The sequence below is a fragment of the Enterococcus bulliens genome, assembly GCF_053761865.1.
Map to the genome: position 1 here is coordinate 17,599 of NZ_JBSMXK010000005.1, position 18,508 is coordinate 36,106.

Consider the following 18,508-nt stretch of genomic DNA (forward strand, 5'->3'; position numbering starts at 1 on the left):
CATAAGATGTAGGCGCAAAAACTTGAAGTATAGTACACTTAAGTTAAAGCATGAAGTCGGAGGAAAATATTATGAAACGTCAATTAATACTTATACTAGCAGCAACCGTATTACTCACAACCCCAGTGGTAACGATGACACCACACGTCTTGGCAGAAGAAACGGCTACCTCGACCACAACCTCAGAAGCAAGTGGGATGGATCGGTTGCAGATCAATGCAGTAGCGATCGGAAATGCGTTGACGAGTGAACAAGAAACCTATACTTTAGATAAATTAGGGATCAAAGGTGAAACACCAATCTATAAAACGACAGGCGCAGATCTGGTCAAATATCTACCTGGAAATGGATTTACCGATCAGTGGGCAGTGTATAGCTCAGTTCGGATGCAAACGTTAGATAAAAATGACGGAATCACAGTCAATATTGCTACACCTGAAAATATTACGAAGATCACAGCTGCACAATATCAAAACGCAGCATTGACAGCAGGAATCAGTGATGCAAAATTAACGATCGCTTCGGCCGTACCAATCGACGGATCAGGCGCTTTGGCAGGTGTGTATAAGATCGTTGAAGAATCTGGTGGGATTATCGATCAAAAACGCGTCGATGTCGCACAAGATGAAATGGACGTTTTGGCTACGATCACAGAACAAAATAAAGATAAAGAAGGCTATTCAGATGAAGCATTGAATAAGGCCCAAGAAGAAGCGAAGACGACTTTAGCAGAACAAACGGCTAAAGGAGAAAATCTGACCCAAGCAGATATCAAGCAAGCTGTTGAAGATGCTCTAGCAAATAACGGGTTAAAAGATATCGTGACAAGTGATCAGTTGAATGAACTGACGACATTGATGGATTCGATGAAAGAAAACAATATTTTTAGTGATTTTGTTAATCAGCTAGATCTAAGTAATGCAAAACAACAGATCGAAGAAAAGTCAAAAGGATTATGGACAAAAATCAAAGATTTCTTTAGTGGGATTTGGTCTTCGATCACTGGAATGTTTGGCAATAAAGACGAACAACCAACGCAAGAATCGATCGTTCAATAATGAAAAGTAGGTGTATGTGATGAGCTGTTTAGGAAATGTGATTTGGATGATTTTTGGTGGCTTGCTTGGAGCACTTTCATGGTGTTTGGCAGGATGTTTATGGTGCATTACGATCATTGGGATCCCTATTGGACTGCAGTGTTTCAAATTTGCTTCACTTTCTTTAGCGCCGTTTGGGAAAGTCGTGATCTATCATGATTCAGGAACTTCTTTGATTTTGAATATTTTATGGTTGATCTTCTCAGGAATTCCATTAGCGATCGGACATTTAATCAGTGCGGCGTTGTTGACGATCACGATCATCGGGATTCCATTTGCAACACAATCGCTAAAACTAGCACGCTTATCTTTGACCCCATTTGGAGCTGAGATTCGTACCGATCGTTAAGTAGTCGTTTACAGATTTGTGCTATACTTAAAGAAAGTCAAAAGGAGCGAAGCGATGAAAAAATGGATCTTAGGTCTGATAGTCGTCAGTACAGGATGTGTATTGGCTGGCTGTCAACAAAAGCAAACGACAACACAAACTACCACGATGAGTACGAGTACAACAAGTACAACGACTGAAAAATCGATTGCACTAGAAGAAATCAGCTTTGATTCTTCCGACTCATCTACTAGCCAAACAAGTACAAGTTCAACTACTGAAGCAACCCTTGATACGAATAGCCGTGACGCGAATAGCCGTGACGCGAATATCCAAAAAATGAGTGAGGAATCTACTAGCTCTAGCTCGACTAGTGCTACTGTAAGTGGAAAATGGAGCGCTCAAAAAGCACAAGAGTTGGCTACATTTATGACCAGTTGGGGCACGACGATGCAACAGACCTATCAGGCATACACTCCTGGAAATAATGTTGATTTTTATGGATCACAGTTGCCAGATCAAGCATTGAAAAATGGGAATGGTGGCTGGACAGTCGCCTTAAATAAATCACCAATCACATTAAAATGGTCAGAAAACGGTACAGCTGCAAACGGTGAGTATGCTGTCGTAGCAACTTATTCAGATGCAAATACACAACCAGAATTTAAAAAACATTTCTATTTCTTTACAATTAAAGATGGTCAACCTTATGTTTTGATTACGATGCAAAATCAAGGAAACGCGGAAAACTATCTATATGTTTCAGAAACAGAAAATACCGATTTACGAAATGGATTTGCGAATATCGTCAATTAAAACTGTGGCTACTTTAATGGTAGCTGCAGTTTTTATTTTTCTCTGAAAGTAAAGTTTTTTCTTTTAATTGGTCTAGATTTCTATATTTTTCTTAAACCATAGTGAAAAAACTAGCAAATTTAATAAGTCTTTTGTAGAATGAAGAGGAATTTAGTATAAGGAGGAATTTACCATGAGTACGATTAGCTATGTCGTGTTGGCAATGCTAGTACGCAAATCGTTGTCTGGACAGGAGATCAAGCAATATCTCCAACTATTTTGGGAAGCCCATCATAGTCAAATCTATCCAGTACTGAAAAAGTTACGATCAGAGGGTCTGATCGAAATCGTGGATACACCAGATGGCAAAACAAAAATCTATGCAATTACTGAAGCTGGAAAAGTCAGCTTAAAACCTTGGATTTTAGAAGAAAACAAGCCTCCTACCCAAAAAGATGAGTTTTTAGCCAAACTTTATACACTCTCTTTGATTGACGATTCTCAAGTACAGCATTTGATCGATAATCGTAAAATCTACTATCTAAACCTATTAGAAAAGTATCAACGATTATATGTGCCGATTGAAGAATTAGGTGAAAACCGTAAAAAAGAATTTAGTCGCATGCTAGTGATCAATCGCAAGATTCGCTTATGTAAAGAAGAAGTCGTATGGTGCGAGTGGGCTAGAGAACAAATCGAGGCTTATTTACGTTAAAAAGAATGAATCGATCCTTTGAATCGATCCATTCTTTTTTTTGTTTATAAATATGTAATTATTGACATTTGATGAAAATGAGCGTACGATAGTTTTCTGAAAGGGTGAACACATTTATGGATATAAAGAAAAAAACGGCTGTGCCAAAAGCAGCATTCGTAGTTGCATTTGCTAGTATGGTCGCATTTATGGGGATTGGCTTGGTGGATCCGATTTTAAATAAAATCGCGCATGAATTACAAGCGACTCCCGCTCAAACGACACTATTGTTTACAAGTTATTTGATGGTTACTGGAATTATTATGCTATTTACGGGATTTATTTCAAGTCGGATCGGAGCAAAGAAAACGATGATGGTCGGATTAGTGATCATTGTGATTTTTTCAGCGTTAGGTGCGATGTCACAATCAATCGACGCATTGATATACTTTAGAGCAGGTTGGGGCTTTGGGAATGCACTCTTTATCTCCACAGCATTATCTGCGATCGTGACGATTTTAGTCGGACAAACAGAACGTGCGATTATGATCTATGAAGCGGCGATGGGATTGGGGATGTCGATTGGACCTTTGTTAGGTGGTTCGTTAGGTTCGATGTCTTGGCGTTTCCCATTTGTTGGAGTGGCGACATTAATGACGATTTCATTTTTAGCGATCACCGTATTTTTAAAAGAAAAAAAAGAGACTTCTGAGAAAAAAGTCCATGTCGGTTTTTTTGCTGGAGTAAAAGCATTGGCACAACCAAAACTACGTGGTGTGGGATTGATCGCTTTACTGTATAACTTTGGATTCTTCACGTTGTTGGCTTATGCACCTTTCTTAATGAGTGGCTTTACAGAGTTACAAACTGGCTTTACGTTCTTTGGTTGGGGTGTGTTACTGGCGATCTCCTCAATCTTTTTAGCTACACGGATCGAACGCAAGATCGGGACTTTAGCCACGATTATGTTAGCGATGATTGGCTTTTTCATTTGTTTAGCAGTGATCGGTTTAGGTGCTGATTCTTCAACTACGGTTGCATCTGCATTGATCGTAGCTGGATTTTTCCAAGGGATCATCAATACATTGATGACGACAGTTGCAATGGAGATTCCTGATATTCCAAGAAATATCGCTTCATCTAGTTATAGCTTTATTCGTTTCTTTGGTGGATCGTTAGCTCAATTTATTGCTGGACGAATCGCTGAACGCTACAGTGGCGCTCATGCTTTTTACTTTGCAAGTTTTATGGTCTTTTTAGGAATCGTTTTATTGATCGTTTATCGTAGATTCTTTTTAACGAATGAAGAAGCTGAAGTAGAATTGACACAAGCGCTAGAAAAAGATCCTTTAATTTAAGTGAAACGTGTACTTGATTTTTCAAGTGCACGTTTTTTGTTTCCATTTAGTTAACTTTTTCTCCATTGAATCTTATTTACAAAATGCTTACACTAGTAATGAAGAGGTGAGTATGATGCTGTTTTAAGCCTATTAGGCGAAACGATTACACCTATATTGCCAGTTGATCATTTGATCGTTTCTTCTTTTAAAAGTAAACAAGAATGGGACCGAGCACTTGAAACAGCCGAGTGTAGTTTATATCAACAATTGATGTTGTGTTTACAATCAGGAATCAGTTTGCTCTCGGTTTCTCTAAATGATCATGATCTTGAAGAAACGGTTAGCCTAATGTTGATCTTGATCAAATCCTTTCATCTCGAGCACTTGAATCCAGCGCTAGTATTGAATACATACCTAGCTATAATCTTTAAACAAGTCGAATTTCAATCTGAAGAGGCAGTAAAAGCGAGTCTGATTCGTTTAAATGAATTATGCAGCAAAGACCAGTTTCAATTGATTTTTTCTGGTGATGCCTATTTTGATCGTGTAGAGCCTTGGCTAAAAGCATAGGCACTAGGAAATCAGACACTACGTGGAGAGAAATTGGCATTTAGTGATCTAAAGCGAGTATTTGATTCACCGTTATGGAACGAATATCGACAATTAGTTGAATTTACGCAGTTTATCCAAACACTTGAACGATTGATTGAAGGAGGAAACCACCATGACTAACGCCCAAATATTTTTTGATAATCTACCTTTATTTATTCCTTTAATAATTTTGGAATTAGGACTGATGATCAGTGCAGTGATCAGTATTTTTAAACATACACGCTACCGTTTATTGAATCGTTGGCTTTGGTTAGTGATCGTTGTTTGTTTACAATTGGTTGGTCCGCTTCTTTACTTTTTATTTGGCAAGGAGGAAGCGTAATGTCAGCAGTAGTTGAGTTGCACCACATCCAAAAAAACTACTCACAGACAACAGTATTGAATGATTTGACGCTAACTGTCCCTAAAGGTAGTGTTTTTGGTTTTGTAGGAAAAAATGGAGCAGGAAAAACCACCACGATGCGTTTGATTTTAGGTCTGGAAACGTGTGATCAAGGTACGATCACGGTGCTAGATCAATCGATCGATTTTGGTCATGCTTATGCTTTAGGTGAAATCGGTTATGTACCTGATGTACCGACATTTTATCCTTACATGACGGCGCAAGAGTATCTAAGCTTGTGCGGGAAAATAGGCGGCATGACGACTAAGCAATTAGCGATTCAGATCCCGTTTCTTCTAGAAAAAGTTGGCTTCGATTTGGAGAAAAGAAAAATCAAAGGTTTTTCGCGTGGGATGAAGCAACGACTAGCCATCGCTCAAGGATTGCTTGGGTCTCCTAAGTTATTGATTTGTGATGAGCCGACTTCTGCGCTGGATCCTAAAGGACGAGAAGAAATTTTGAACTTACTGGCTTCTTTGCGTCAAACGACTACAGTGATCTTTTCAACGCATATCCTCGAAGATGTCGAACGGATCTGTGATCAAATCGCGATATTAGATCAAGGAAAAATCGTTTGCCAAGGAGCAATCGCGCAATTAAAGGAACAACACCGACGTCAAGAGGTCAAACTTCAAATTCCCGAAACACAAGTCGAGTTGTGGCAACATGCATTAGATCGACTAAGTGATCCAAAACTTACGGTTACACAAATCCAGCAGCAAGTGAGAATCACTTATCGCATGTCGACTACTGAATTTTTTACTTGGTTTCTTTCTTTTATCACAGAACATTAATTGCGTTTTGATGAGTATCAACTCTACACCTCTTCATTAGAGCAATTGTTTTTGGAGGTTGTAAAATGTGACAATGGTGGATTTTTGTACACAAAGAACTATTAGAGTTGTGGCGAACGAAAAAATTACTGTTGATTGGAACCTTGTTTTTAGTCATTGGAATTTTAAATCCATTAACGGCAAAATTAACTCCGTTGATTTTAGAACAAACGCTAGGGCACGCAGCAGCGCAAGCTTTACCTAAACCGACTTCGCTAGATGCTTGGGCGCAATTTGATAAAAATGTGACACAGATCGGAATCTATTTGTTTGCGTTGATTTTTAGCCAAACGATTCAACAAGAACGTCAGCAAAAGCAACTTGTCCCTTTATTAGTCAAAGGATTAAAGCGCAATCTATATATCCTAGCTAAATTTAGTACGTTAATCGGATGTTGGTTTCTTTCGATCGGGATATCTTTTGGAATCACGTATGGCTATACAAGTTATTACTTTCCAGATAATCATAGTCCACATCCTATTTTAGCTGTGATAGGAGTGTTTCTTTTTGGTCTCGTCTTGTATGCGATGATTGTTTTTGCTTCTACTTTAGCGACACAATCGTTTGGTGCAATATTAGGAGTTGTTATCATGATGGTTTTATTTTATGTGATTCAATTTTTCGACCAACTTAAAGCCTATTCTCCTTATACACTTTTGACTAACAGTGCCGAATTACGTGTTGGGACTGAGCAGATCAGTACATTATTGGCACCACTTTTAGTTTCGTTTGTAATGATGGGTCTGTTATTGATTTTTTTCATCACAATCTTAAAACGTAGTAAATTATGATAATATTCAAAATATTTTCACAAATAGTGATTGACAAGAAAGACCATTTTCCATAATAATGAACAATAAAAATGGCATAAAGCCAATCTTTAGCATGGATCATCCATGCTAAAGTTGTTTAAGGGGTGGAAAGATGGAACAAGAATCATTTATTCGAAAAATGAGTGCGAAACATTTAATCATGTTGTCACTGGGTGGGGTTATCGGGACAGGGATTTTTCTTAGTTCAGGTTACTTGATTGAAACAACTGGAGCGATCGGCACGATCATTGCTTATCTGATTGGGGCAGTACTCGTGACGATGGTGATGATGTGTCTAGCAGAGCTTTCAGTACATGAACCAAGTACTAGCTCATTTCATAACTATGCTACAAAATATATCCATCCAGGAGCAGGTTTTGTTGTCGCGTGGCTGTATTGGTTGACATGGACTGTGGCATTAGGTTCACAACTGATCACGATGGCGATTTTAATGCAACGCTGGTTTCCAACGATTCCAACTTGGATCTGGTGTGCCGCGTTTATGCTGATCATTTTCTGGTCAAATATCGTCGACATCCGTTGGTTTGCCATTAGTGAATTTTGGATGTCTTTGATCAAAGTATTGGCCTTATCATTCTTTTTAATTTTAGGGATAGTCGGTATCTTTGGTTTTGTACCGATCGAAGGCCAAACGACAGCACCGTTATTTCACAATTTAACAGTCGATGGTTGGTTTCCAAAAGGCGCAGGAGCAGTCTTTTTAGCGATCCTTTCGGCTAACTTTGCCTTTTCAGGTACAGAGTTGATTGGTGTGGCTGCTGGAGAAACAGAAAATCCAAGTAAAAATATTCCTCGTGCGATTGGTCGTACGATCTTGATCTTGATCATTTTATTTATCGGAACGATTGTTGTGATTGGAGCTTTACTACCAAAATCAGCTGCCAATCTAGATGAGAGTCCAATCACGTTTATCTTAGGGCAAATGGGGATTCCTTATACTGCCGACATCATGAATTTTGTTTTGATTACCGCTGTGTTATCTGGAGCCAATTCAGGCGTCTATGCCGCTTCTCGTATGCTTTGGTCACTAGCTCAAGCTGGGACTTTACCAAATCGCTTTGCTAAATTGTCGAAACGAGGACTACCGGTATATGGCTTGATCTTAACTTTGATCGGTGGATTGCTTTCGCTATTTTCTAGTATTTTTGCTGCAGATACTGTTTATTTAGCACTTGTTTCGATTTCAGCATTTGCTGTTGTGATGGTGTGGTTGAGTATTGGTTGGGCGCAGCTGAACTTTCGTAAACAATATTTAGTCAAAGGACATACGGTAGCCGATCTAAATTACCGTACACCTTTATATCCTGCACTGCCCTGGGCTGTAATTATCGTTTGTATCGTATCGATTATTGGGATTGCATTTGACCCAAATCAACGTATTGCATTGATCATTGGGATTCCGTTTACGATTTTGTGTTTTTTATATTATCAGTTCTTCTTTAGAAAAAAAGCGGAGAATACGTTAGAAGGAGAACGCATATGAACATTGAAACATTCCTACAAGAACAAGACGTTATGTTGATCGACGGTTCGATGTCATTAGGACTAGAAGAACAGGGCTTGGATTTAAATGATCCTTTGTGGACTGCAAAAGCATTGATGCACGATCAAGAAAAGGTGATCGCTGTCCATCAAGCTTATTTTGAAGCAGGTGCAAATATTGCGATTACCAATAGTTATCAAGCGACGATTGCTGGATTTGAAAAATTAGGGATCCAAAAAGAACAAGGACGTCAGTTGATCAAACAAACTGTGGAACTCGCTAAACAAGCTCGAACTAGAGCATCTGTGTCTCATCCTATGTTCGTTGCGGGATCTGTCGGGCCTTACGGTGCTTATTTAGCAGACGGTTCAGAATATCGAGGGAATTATGGCAAAACGAAAGAAGAATTGAAGGTTTTCCATAAAGAAAGAATGGACTTGTTGATCGAAGCTGGCGCAGATCTTTTGGCGTGTGAAACGATGCCAGATCATATTGAGATCGAGGCATTATTAGAACTACTCGCAGAATCTGATTCAATCAAAGCTTGGGTAACGATGACGTTAAAGGATGCAACACATTTAAGTGATGGTACACCTTTAGCGATTATCCAAAAAAAGCTCGAAGCATCGCCTTATGTTTTAGGTTATGGAATCAACTGTGTCCAACCAGATCTTGTTTCACCAACGCTAATGGCATTAGCAAAACTTTCTGAACATAAGCCGTTTGTGACTTATCCAAATTCAGGTGCAGTTTATGATCCCGTTACGAAAACATGGACTCATGCTCACCAAACTGAGCAAATGTTTACTACAGAAGCTAAAAAATGGCATGAGTTAGGGTGTCGATTTATCGGTGGCTGTTGTTGTACATCGACTCGTGAGATCAAATGGTTAACTCAAACATTTCGTTCAATCAATAGGCTGTGAAAGGTTTCTGTCACAGATTCTAAGAACCGAATAAACGGTGTTCCAGAAGTAGCTCCAAGAAAAATAAGCCGAATCATTACCGAAATAGGCGATCCTATTATCGGAATGATTCGGCTTATTTTTTGGAGCTGTTCACTTCTGCCACAGCCTTCTTTTTTCATGCTTAAGTAGGATGTATTGCTTCCTTAAATGGTCTATACTCATTTTGAGCAAAACAAGTAAAATGAGTAGAATCAAAGGAGAATGAAAAAAATGAACGCAATCAAAAAAATCGTGTTAGTCATTTTAGGAACAGTAGCGGTAGGCAGTGTTATATTGGTCGGTTTAAAATACACGACAGCAAATGCATCAGGTGAATGGGCAAATCTAGCAGATCAATTGAATCCTTTTGTCAGACAAACACAAGTCTACGTGAAAACGACTGACCCTGTTTCAGTCAATGGTTACGGTACAGCGACTTATCAGCAAGAAGCGGTAACAGAAGATGGAAACACGAGACCGATTGAATTTAATGGATTGTCCGTTTTGAAAGTCGATCATTATTTAAAATTAACGAATAAAGGAGCACACGTCATTACCTACGAAGAAGTCAGTGAGCAAAGCATTCCAGCAGCTGCGTTAAATAAATTAAAAAAATATTAAGAAAGTACTTGCTTCTTTTTCCAACAAAAGGTAGACTATTGTTTGTAAATATACGGAACGAAAACGAAAGAAAGGGGTTTTAAATATGAAAAACATTACAAAAAACGAACGAATATTCAAATTGAATCTGTTTAATCCTTACCCTGACTTTCATAGTTCGCACGTATAGCAAACAAGGCCTTTTTGTAGATACCTGTAGACTCTGTCCAATTTAGGGGCAGAGTCTTTTTGTGTAAATTTAAGAGAAAATGGAGAGAAAAAATGACGTACATTATTAAGCAATTAATGCAGTATTTCAAGCTACACAAGTTTCGTTATACGATCGTAATCTTATTTATGTTGATCTCGAGTGCGATGACGGTCGCACCAACGTATCTATTACGTTTGTTTATCGATGGCATTATCCAAAAAACGTTGACGTTTCCTATGTTATGGCTGTATGTTGGCCTATTTTTAGGTGCAATCATCTTGTCTTATGTTTCAGGATTTATTTGGAATTTTTATTTATTTATCGGTTCGTACGATTTACAAAAGACATTGCGTAATAATTTAATGGAGCACTTTCTACACATGAATGCCCCGTTTTATCAAAGGTTTCGGACAGGTGATTTGATGACACGTTCAAGTGACGATGTCTAAGTAATGGGGATGACAGTAGGCTATGGCTTGATGGTATTTTTTAATACAAGCGTCTATCTGTTCTTTATTTTAGCCATGATGGCCATTACGGTATCTTTCAAACTTACCTTGATCGCGTTGATTCCGATGCCGATCTTGGCGTATTACATTTTTAAATGGGGCTCACGAGTCGATGAAGCATTTACCGATGCTCAGCGGTCCGTTTCGGAAATGAATAGTGAAGTACTAGAGATGATCGATGGCGTGCGCGTGATTCGTGCATTTGGAATGGAAGACGAGACTGCGGCAATTTTTGAAGAAAAAACGGAACAAACAAAACAAAAAAATGATATCGTTTCTGAAATCGACTCGCGTTTTGGTCCATTGATCACGACGATTTTAGCAGTCAGTTTTGTGCTTAGTTTTGGTTTTGGTGCGCTTTTTGTAGCACGACAACAAATCACATTAGGTGCTATGGTATCGTTTCAAGTTTATTTGACAATGGTTGTTTGGCCGATGATCTCAGCGGGTGATTTGATCAATGTAATGCAACAAGGAGCTGCTTCATGGCGACGGATCAATCAAGTACTAGAAACTGGAGATGATTTAGAAGCTCCCGGACATAAATCATTGCCACGGATCGAAGAAATCACATTTGAGGATTTTCATTTCGCGTATCCGAAAACAGAACGTTTCGTCTTAAACGGCGTTGATTTAACGATCAAAAAAGGTGAAATCATAGGGATCGTCGGAAAAACCGGAAGTGGAAAAACGACATTGTTACGCCAGTTTGGTCATCGCTATCCGTTTTCTAATCAAATCTTGCAGATCAACGGACAAGACTTGACACTTTATCAGACCAATGAACTACGCGATAAGATTGCAGAAGTCCCTCAAGAGCACACGCTATTTTCACGGACGATTCGTGAAAATCTATTGTTTGGGGATGCGAATGCTACAGATGAACGCTTATGGGAAGTCTTAGCATTAGCGAGTTTTGCTGAAGATGTCAAGCGTATGCCAGAAGGATTGGATACTTTGGTTGGAGAAAAAGGGGTCTCATTATCTGGTGGTCAAAAACAACGTTTGTCTTTAGCACGCGCCTTTTTAAGACAAAGCGAAGTGCTGCTTTTAGATGATGCATTATCTGCAGTTGATGCGAAGACGGAACAACAAATTATTGAAAACATGGAACAGTTAATGGAAGGAAAACAGACTTCGTTGATCGTAACCCATCGATTATCTGCGATCACAAAAGCAGATAAGATCATCGTCTTAGATGATGGACGAATTACGCAAATGGGAACGCATCAGACATTGATCCATGTACCGGGATGGTACCAAAACCAGTATTACCATCAACAAATTAAGGAGGACACAAGCGATGATACAAACGAGTAAGCGGCTGTTAAGTTATATCCGCTACCATCGCCAACGGTTTATAATCGGTGCAAGTTTACTGATTATCGCGACAGCGCTAGAACTTTATTCACCGATGATTGCAAAACAATTGATCGACAAAGTCATGACGCCAGCTTATCAAATGGGATCGTTAAATGGTGAGTTGTTGATCATTTTGTTAATGAGTTATTTTTTATTAAATCTCGTTGGTTCTTTATTACGTTACAGCAGTCTATTGCTATTACGTAAAATGTCAAATCGAATCGTCAAACGTATGCGGAACGATTTATTTGCACATATGCATCGACTACCCGTTTCTTATTTTGATCAGATGCCTTCTGGAAAAGTCGTAGCACGGATCACAAATGATACTGAAGTGTTACGTGGAAATTTTTACGTGAGTGTTATCAGTAATTTATTAAGCAATGTGATCCAAATCATCGGAGCATTCATCGCGTTGATCTTATTAAATCGCTTATTAGGTTCTGCAATGTTGATTTTGCTTCCGATCTTGATTATTTGGCAGCATCTGTATACGAAATATGCTTCTCGTTATAATCTGGCCATGCGTGAGTATATTTCGCAAATCAGTGGTCAATTGAACGAATTTGTACAAGGGATCGCGGTGATTCAAGCTTTTCAGCAAGAAACAAAACTATACCAAGAATTTAAAGATACCGTCCAAAAATGGTTTTTAGCAGGACGAAAATATCTACTGTTAGATTCGTTGGTCGCTTGGGGATTGGGAGCATTATTGAGAAATATGACGATCTTGATCGTGATCACAACGCTGAGTGCACAATTTTTAGGCGATCGTTTAGCGCTCTCTGCTGGGATCATTTATGTCTTTATCGACTATATCAATCGCTTGTTTGACCCAATCGATGGCTTTGTACAAACAATTACCAATGTCCAACAATCGCTTGCAGCAGGAAAACGGATCTTTGAATTTGCAGATCAAAAAATAGAAAGTCAGCAAACAAAACCTTTTTTCATGAAAAAGGGCGAAGTTCGTTTTTCAGATGTAACGTTTGGCTATAGCGATGACCATATGATCTTAAAGAACATCGATTTCCATGTTACACCTGGTGAAACGGTGGCCCTGGTTGGTCATACGGGTTCTGGAAAATCGAGTATCTTAAATCTATTGTTTCGGTTTTATGATCCACAATATGGCAAGATTTTGATCGACGAGCAAGAGATCGCACGATGTGATCGCCAAAGTGTACGCGATTTAATGGCGATCGTGATGCAAGATCCGTATTTGTTTACAGGGACGATCGCAAGCAATATCGGTATGAATCGTCCTGAGATCACTGATGACATGATCAAAGAAGCCCTTAGACAAGTAGGGGCCAGTAGCTTGATCGAGCGATATAAAAAAGGGATCCATCATCCTGTTGTTGAAAAAGGCAGTGAATTTTCTAGTGGTGAACGTCAGTTGATCAGTTTTGCGCGTGCACTAGTTGTGGATCCTAAAATTTTGATTCTAGACGAAGCGACAAGTCATGTGGATACAGAAACAGAGCATATCATCCAACAAGCGATGGATGTTGTGAAAAAAGGGCGTACAACATTTATGATCGCCCATCGTTTATCTACGATCAAAGATGCCAACCAGATTTTTGTACTTGATCAAGGACGGATCGTAGAACAAGGAAACCATTTACATTTGTTGGAACAACAAGGAATTTACCATCAGATGTATCAGATGCAATCTGAACAATTGTAAGCAAAAAATTTGTCCACTAATGAGCACAAGTAAGATTGATTGCGCAAATAAATGAATCGTGATAATTTTTTTATATCACCAAATCAATCGAATGTAGTAGGCTTTTCATAAGCGTTACATTACAATAGTAAGAAAGAAAAAAATGAATAGTCTAATCCGCTGTTTGTTTCGTAAAAAGGGATGAAGGTACATGAAAAAACAATTGATCGGAATTGCTGCAAATGAGATCCAAGATTCGGGAACAACACTCCATCGTATGCCGATTGCATATACGCCACTTGGCTACGTCAAAGCGGTACAAAAAGCTGGTGGGCTAGCGTTGATGTTACCGATCAGTGAACCAGAAGCAGCGAAAGAGTATGTCAGTCAAATCGATAAACTTGTACTAGCCGGCGGTCAAAATGTTTCGACTAAATTTTATGGTCAGCGTTTGGCAACTGAAATGGATCATAGCTATCTTGCTCGAGATGAATTTGAGCTTGCTTTGATCGATGAAGCGCTAAAACAAGAAAAACCGATCTTTGCGGTTTGTCGAGGGATGCAGTTGATCAATGTGGCTTTAGGTGGTGATCTGTTACAAAAAATTGAATCAGATCACATTATGCACATGCAAACACCAGTACCAAAAGAAATTCCGACACATGCTATCGAAACAAAAGATGCAAGTACGCTACGACTGATTTATGGACAAAAGACCCAGGTCAATTCGTTTCATTATCAAGCTTTGGATAAAGTAGCCGCACCGTTTGAAACGACGGCTTGGAGTCCTGATGGCATCGTAGAGGGAATCGAAGCAAAGAAACATCGTATTTTAGGTGTCCAGTGGCATCCTGATTTTGCGTATGAGGTACTTGCTCAGGAAATGCAAACATTTGATTATGTTGTGAATCAATTATAATAGGGGGAACAAAATGAAAAAGCGGTTAGTGGCCAGTTTAGCAATTGCAACGTTGTTGTTGGGAGCATGTAGTACTACAGGAAATAAAAAAGATAGCACAACCGAGACCAAACAAATCATCGAAGTATCGACACCAGGAGAATTGTCTACTTTAGATAGTGGACAATATAGTGATGTCAATAGTTCAGATATGATCGGTCAAGTCACAGAAGGATTGTATCGTACGGATAAAAACGGCGATCCAGAACTTGCGTTAGCGGCTGAGAAGCCTACAGTTAGTGAAGATGGAAAAACATATACGTTTAAATTAAAAGATACGACATGGAGCAATGGCGATCCTGTAACGGCAAATGATTTCGTCTATGCATATCAATATGTTGTCGATCCGGCGAATGCCTCAAGTAGTAGTAATCGGATGGATATCTTTAAAAATGCTAGTAAAATCCGTCGTGGTGAAACAACTGTTGATACATTAGGCGTAAAAGCGTTAGATGATAAGACTTTACAGATCGAGTTAGAAAGTCCGATCACGTATTTGGATCAGATTTTGGTAGGGACACCATTCATGCCAAAAAATGCAGCGTTTGCTAAAGATAAAGGCAAATCATATGGGACAACAACAGAAAATTTTGTTGGAAACGGGCCATTTGTGATCGAAGATTGGACAGGTACCAATGAATCTTGGAAATTGGTCAAAAACCCTAGATATTGGGATGCAGATAATGTGAAATTAGACGAAGTCGATGTTCAAGTAGTTAAAGAAGTAGGGACAGGAGTCAATCTTTTTGAAACACAAGCGCTCGACTTTACAACACTTTCAGATACTTATGCGAAACAATATAAAGACAACGCGAATGCACACTACGTACCAAAATCATTAGTAGGATATTTGAGTGCCAATCAAAAACGTGAAGTGACTGGGAACGTCAAAGTCCGTCAAGCAATCATGCAAGCAATCGACAAAAAAGCATTCGCTGAAGATATTTTAGGCGATGGCTCGACTGCCTTGAACGGTTTTGTTCCAGCGAACTTTGCTAAAGATCCAAAAACTGGTGAAGATTTCCGTAAAGAAAATGGCGATTTATTACCATATAATGTAGAGCAAGCACAAAAACTTTGGGCAGAAGCGAAACAAGAATTAGGTCAAGATGAGATCACGTTAGAAGTCTTATCAGCAGATACTGCTGCAGCGAAGAAAACAATCGAATTTATCCAAGGACAGCTTGAACAAAACTTACCGGGATTAACGATCAACTTAAAATCAGTGCCATTACAAAATCGTTTGGACCTACAGACGAAAGGTGATTTTGATATCGCATTTGGAACATGGACACCTGATTATGCGGATCCAATCAACTTCTTAGAATTTTATGATTCTAAAGGTGGATTGAATACTTCTGGTTATGTTAGCGAAAGTTATGATCAAGGCCTAGAAGAAGCTCGTACGACTTTAGCAAATGATCCTGAAGCACGTTGGGATAAACTAAAAGAGTTAGAAAAACAATTGGTTGAAACAGATACTGCCGTGATTCCTTTATATCAAGGAGCAGTAGCTTACTTACAAAGTGATCAACTAAAAGATCTTCAAATCTATCCATTCGGTCGTACAGTATCGTATCGTCTAGCTTATGTCGAATAGTTTTCTTTGATACACAAGAATATAAATCTTTGTTATACTAAACATATCAAGTGAGCCTAAGAGTTCAATTGATATGTTTTTTTTATTTTTAAATTGTAAACGTTATCAAAAAAGGGGTGGGAAGATGCAATATGCGATTTTATTGATTTCACATAGTAAACAAATTACAGACGGACTAAAAGCGATGATCGAAGATATGGCCAATGCCGAGCGCTTGGTGATCCATTCTTTAGGTGGGACCGAAACAGGTGAATTAGGGTCTAATCCAACGAAAATTTTAGATGTTGTCGCAGCAGCTTCACCAGACACAGAATTTTTTGTTTTTGCCGACATCGGTAGCGCAGTGCTAAATGCAGAATTGGCATTTGATTTAATCGAAGAAGAACGAAAAATACATTATCACTTAGTAGATGCACCGTTAGTTGAAGGCGCATTTGCAGCAGCAATCACAGCAACAATTTCAGAAGATAGTCAACAAATCATCCAAGAAGCAAAACGCTCTACAAAAGAAGGGTGGGACTAAAGTGAAGAAAATCATCAATGCACCAGATCAAATCGTAGAAGAAATGTTAGAAGGAATCGTTCAAAGTTATCCTAAACTTGTTACACGGGTATCCGATAGTCGTGTAATCAAACGTACGCATATGGAAAAACAAGTCGGTCTTGTTTCAGGTGGTGGCAGCGGTCACGAACCAGCCCATGCTGGTTTTGTCGGAGATGGGATGTTGCATGCTGCCGTTTTAGGTGATGTCTTTACATCTCCTACGCCTAATCAAGTATTAGAAGGAATCAAAGCTGCTGATCTTGGACAAGGCGTCTTGTTGATTGTTAAAAACTATACGGGTGATATTTTAAATTTTGATATGGCCAAAGAACTTGCTGAAATGGAAGATATCTCAGTGGAAACGGTGGTCGTTGACGATGATATCGCTGTAGAAAATAGTACCTATACAGCAGGTAAACGCGGTGTTGCGGGGACGGTATTGATCCATAAACTAGTCGGTGCTGCGGCACGGCAAGGGAATACGCTTGTACAATTAAAAGAACTAGGAGAGGCTGCTGTAGCGAATACCAAAACGATTGGGATCGCTCTAAAAGCTGCTACCGTACCAGAAGTCGGACATCCTGGATTTGAACTTGAAGATGATGAAATCGAATATGGTGTAGGTATTCATGGTGAGCCTGGATATCGTAAGGAAAAAATAAAACCATCAAAAGAATTGGCTAAAGAATTAATGGATAAACTATTAAGTGCTTACGAAGAGACGCCTAAACAAGTCGGAATTTTAGTCAACGGTATGGGTGGCACACCATTAATGGAGCAATTTATTTTTATGAAAGATGTTTTAGATCTTTGCAAGACACACCAATTAGATGTCGTCTTTACAAAAGTTGGTAACTTTATGACATCAATCGAAATGCAAGGTTTGTCTTTAACGATGATCGATTTAACGAATCATAAAGATTGGTTGATGTATCTAGAAGAAGAAGTACATACCATTGCGTGGTAAGGAGGTTTCTTAGTGGAATATACAGTTGAAACGATAGCAGATTGGTTTGATCGCTTTACACAAGTGATCAACGAACACAAACAAGAATTAAGTAATCTTGATACGCCAATTGGAGATGGGGATCATGGAAACAATATGGCACGTGGAGTCCAAGCGTATCAAGATGCCAAAGCACAAAAAATGCCCGAAACGATAGCAGACGTCTTTAAAATGATGGCGATGGCGATGATCTCAAAAGTTGGTGGCGCGTCAGGACCATTATACGGATCAGCGTTTATGGCAATGGCACAAGCAAGTAAAGATAAAAAGACGATTACTTCGACTGAAGAATTAGCCCAAATTTTAGAAGCTGGTGCACAAGGGATCCAAAAACGAGGAAAAGCAGAACGAGAAGATAAAACCATGTTAGATGTTTGGGTTCCTTGCGTAGCAGATTTAAACGAACAGCAACTGACGCTTGAAAAAATTACAGAGTATGTCGAACATACAAAAGATCTTGTCGCAAAAAAAGGCCGAGCTTCTTATTTAGGTGAACGTGCAATCGGCCATATCGATCCTGGAGCAAAATCTAGTGGGTTATTTTTCGCTACTTTACTTGAAACATAAAAAGAGAGGGAAACCTCTCTTTTTTTTGGGGGCAAAATTTAGGTATTAAACAATTAGATGAGAAAAAATAATTTTTTTCTTATCTAAATCTAATGTTTATGCAAAAGAAGGATTTACAAACAAAGAAGAGTTGTCTAT

Annotated in this window: 18 protein-coding genes and 2 pseudogenes; all 20 read left to right on the plus strand. The window is 38.9% G+C overall.

From position 1 onward, the window contains the following. Nucleotides 1–71: 71 nt before the first annotated feature. The 20 genes and pseudogenes from ACWOEC_RS03825 to dhaL all read left to right on the plus strand — a co-directional run bounded on the left by ACWOEC_RS03825 (nucleotide 72) and on the right by dhaL (nucleotide 18,370). The gene (locus ACWOEC_RS03825) at nucleotides 72–1,058 is read left to right on the plus strand and encodes a DUF1002 domain-containing protein (protein WP_455306049.1); all 987 of its coding nucleotides are present in this window, start codon (nucleotides 72–74) and stop codon (nucleotides 1,056–1,058) included. Between the two features lie 19 nt (nucleotides 1,059–1,077). Next, entirely contained in the window at nucleotides 1,078–1,446 is a 369-nt protein-coding gene (locus tag ACWOEC_RS03830) for a YccF domain-containing protein (RefSeq protein WP_455306051.1), read from the plus strand. Between the two features lie 54 nt (nucleotides 1,447–1,500). Continuing rightward, nucleotides 1,501–2,241 carry a DUF4767 domain-containing protein gene (locus tag ACWOEC_RS03835; protein WP_455306053.1) on the plus strand — a complete coding sequence of 247 codons (741 nt, stop codon included), beginning with the start codon at nucleotides 1,501–1,503 and terminating at the stop codon, nucleotides 2,239–2,241. Between the two features lie 172 nt (nucleotides 2,242–2,413). Continuing rightward, on the plus strand, nucleotides 2,414–2,935 hold the full coding sequence (locus ACWOEC_RS03840; protein ID WP_455306055.1) for a PadR family transcriptional regulator: 522 nt from the start codon (nucleotides 2,414–2,416) through the stop codon (nucleotides 2,933–2,935). A 116-nt stretch (nucleotides 2,936–3,051) separates the two neighbouring features. Then, nucleotides 3,052–4,272: an MFS transporter gene (locus tag ACWOEC_RS03845; RefSeq protein WP_455306057.1), complete on the plus strand. Its 1,221-nt coding sequence runs from the start codon at nucleotides 3,052–3,054 to the stop codon at nucleotides 4,270–4,272. A gap of 156 nt (nucleotides 4,273–4,428) precedes the next feature. Then, nucleotides 4,429–4,824, plus strand: coding sequence for a hypothetical protein (locus tag ACWOEC_RS03850; RefSeq protein ID WP_455306059.1), 396 nt, complete (start codon nucleotides 4,429–4,431; stop codon nucleotides 4,822–4,824). A 33-nt stretch (nucleotides 4,825–4,857) separates the two neighbouring features. Beyond that, nucleotides 4,858–4,986: a hypothetical protein gene (locus ACWOEC_RS03855; RefSeq protein WP_455306061.1), complete on the plus strand. Its 129-nt coding sequence runs from the start codon at nucleotides 4,858–4,860 to the stop codon at nucleotides 4,984–4,986. Further along, entirely contained in the window at nucleotides 4,979–5,188 is a 210-nt protein-coding gene (locus ACWOEC_RS03860) for a PLD nuclease N-terminal domain-containing protein (RefSeq protein WP_297079817.1), read from the plus strand. Before ACWOEC_RS03855 ends, ACWOEC_RS03860 begins: the two co-directional genes overlap by 8 nt. Next, a pseudogene (locus ACWOEC_RS03865) lies at nucleotides 5,188–6,147 on the plus strand (ABC transporter ATP-binding protein). Before ACWOEC_RS03860 ends, ACWOEC_RS03865 begins: the two are co-directional and overlap by 1 nt. Before the next feature lie 2 nt (nucleotides 6,148–6,149). After that, the gene (locus ACWOEC_RS03870; protein WP_455306063.1) at nucleotides 6,150–6,872 is read left to right on the plus strand and encodes an ABC transporter permease; all 723 of its coding nucleotides are present in this window, start codon (nucleotides 6,150–6,152) and stop codon (nucleotides 6,870–6,872) included. A gap of 133 nt (nucleotides 6,873–7,005) precedes the next feature. Continuing rightward, entirely contained in the window at nucleotides 7,006–8,397 is a 1,392-nt protein-coding gene (locus ACWOEC_RS03875; protein ID WP_455306065.1) for an amino acid permease, read from the plus strand. Then, the gene (mmuM, locus tag ACWOEC_RS03880; RefSeq protein WP_455306067.1) at nucleotides 8,394–9,323 is read left to right on the plus strand and encodes a homocysteine S-methyltransferase; all 930 of its coding nucleotides are present in this window, start codon (nucleotides 8,394–8,396) and stop codon (nucleotides 9,321–9,323) included. The genes ACWOEC_RS03875 and mmuM overlap by 4 nt, the downstream gene beginning before the upstream one ends. Nucleotides 9,324–9,575: 252 nt before the next feature. Then, the gene (locus tag ACWOEC_RS03885) at nucleotides 9,576–9,965 is read left to right on the plus strand and encodes a YxeA family protein (RefSeq protein ID WP_455306069.1); all 390 of its coding nucleotides are present in this window, start codon (nucleotides 9,576–9,578) and stop codon (nucleotides 9,963–9,965) included. 261 nt (nucleotides 9,966–10,226) lie between these two features. Then, nucleotides 10,227–11,984 (plus strand): annotated as a pseudogene (locus ACWOEC_RS03890) (ABC transporter ATP-binding protein). Next, a complete protein-coding gene (locus ACWOEC_RS03895; protein WP_455306071.1) occupies nucleotides 11,968–13,716 on the plus strand; it encodes an ABC transporter ATP-binding protein in 1,749 nt (582 codons plus the stop codon). The pseudogene ACWOEC_RS03890 and the gene ACWOEC_RS03895 overlap by 17 nt, the downstream one beginning before the upstream one ends. Before the next feature lie 190 nt (nucleotides 13,717–13,906). Then, on the plus strand, nucleotides 13,907–14,614 hold the full coding sequence (locus ACWOEC_RS03900; RefSeq protein WP_455306073.1) for a gamma-glutamyl-gamma-aminobutyrate hydrolase family protein: 708 nt from the start codon (nucleotides 13,907–13,909) through the stop codon (nucleotides 14,612–14,614). A gap of 13 nt (nucleotides 14,615–14,627) precedes the next feature. After that, on the plus strand, nucleotides 14,628–16,253 hold the full coding sequence (locus ACWOEC_RS03905; protein ID WP_455306075.1) for a peptide ABC transporter substrate-binding protein: 1,626 nt from the start codon (nucleotides 14,628–14,630) through the stop codon (nucleotides 16,251–16,253). Nucleotides 16,254–16,377: 124 nt separating this feature from the next. Further along, nucleotides 16,378–16,776, plus strand: coding sequence for a dihydroxyacetone kinase phosphoryl donor subunit DhaM (dhaM, locus tag ACWOEC_RS03910; RefSeq protein ID WP_455306078.1), 399 nt, complete (start codon nucleotides 16,378–16,380; stop codon nucleotides 16,774–16,776). 1 nt (nucleotide 16,777) lies between these two features. Continuing rightward, on the plus strand, nucleotides 16,778–17,764 hold the full coding sequence (gene dhaK / locus ACWOEC_RS03915; protein WP_455306080.1) for a dihydroxyacetone kinase subunit DhaK: 987 nt from the start codon (nucleotides 16,778–16,780) through the stop codon (nucleotides 17,762–17,764). 12 nt (nucleotides 17,765–17,776) lie between these two features. Further along, nucleotides 17,777–18,370: a dihydroxyacetone kinase subunit DhaL gene (gene dhaL / locus ACWOEC_RS03920; RefSeq protein ID WP_455306082.1), complete on the plus strand. Its 594-nt coding sequence runs from the start codon at nucleotides 17,777–17,779 to the stop codon at nucleotides 18,368–18,370. Nucleotides 18,371–18,508: the final 138 nt, after the last annotated feature.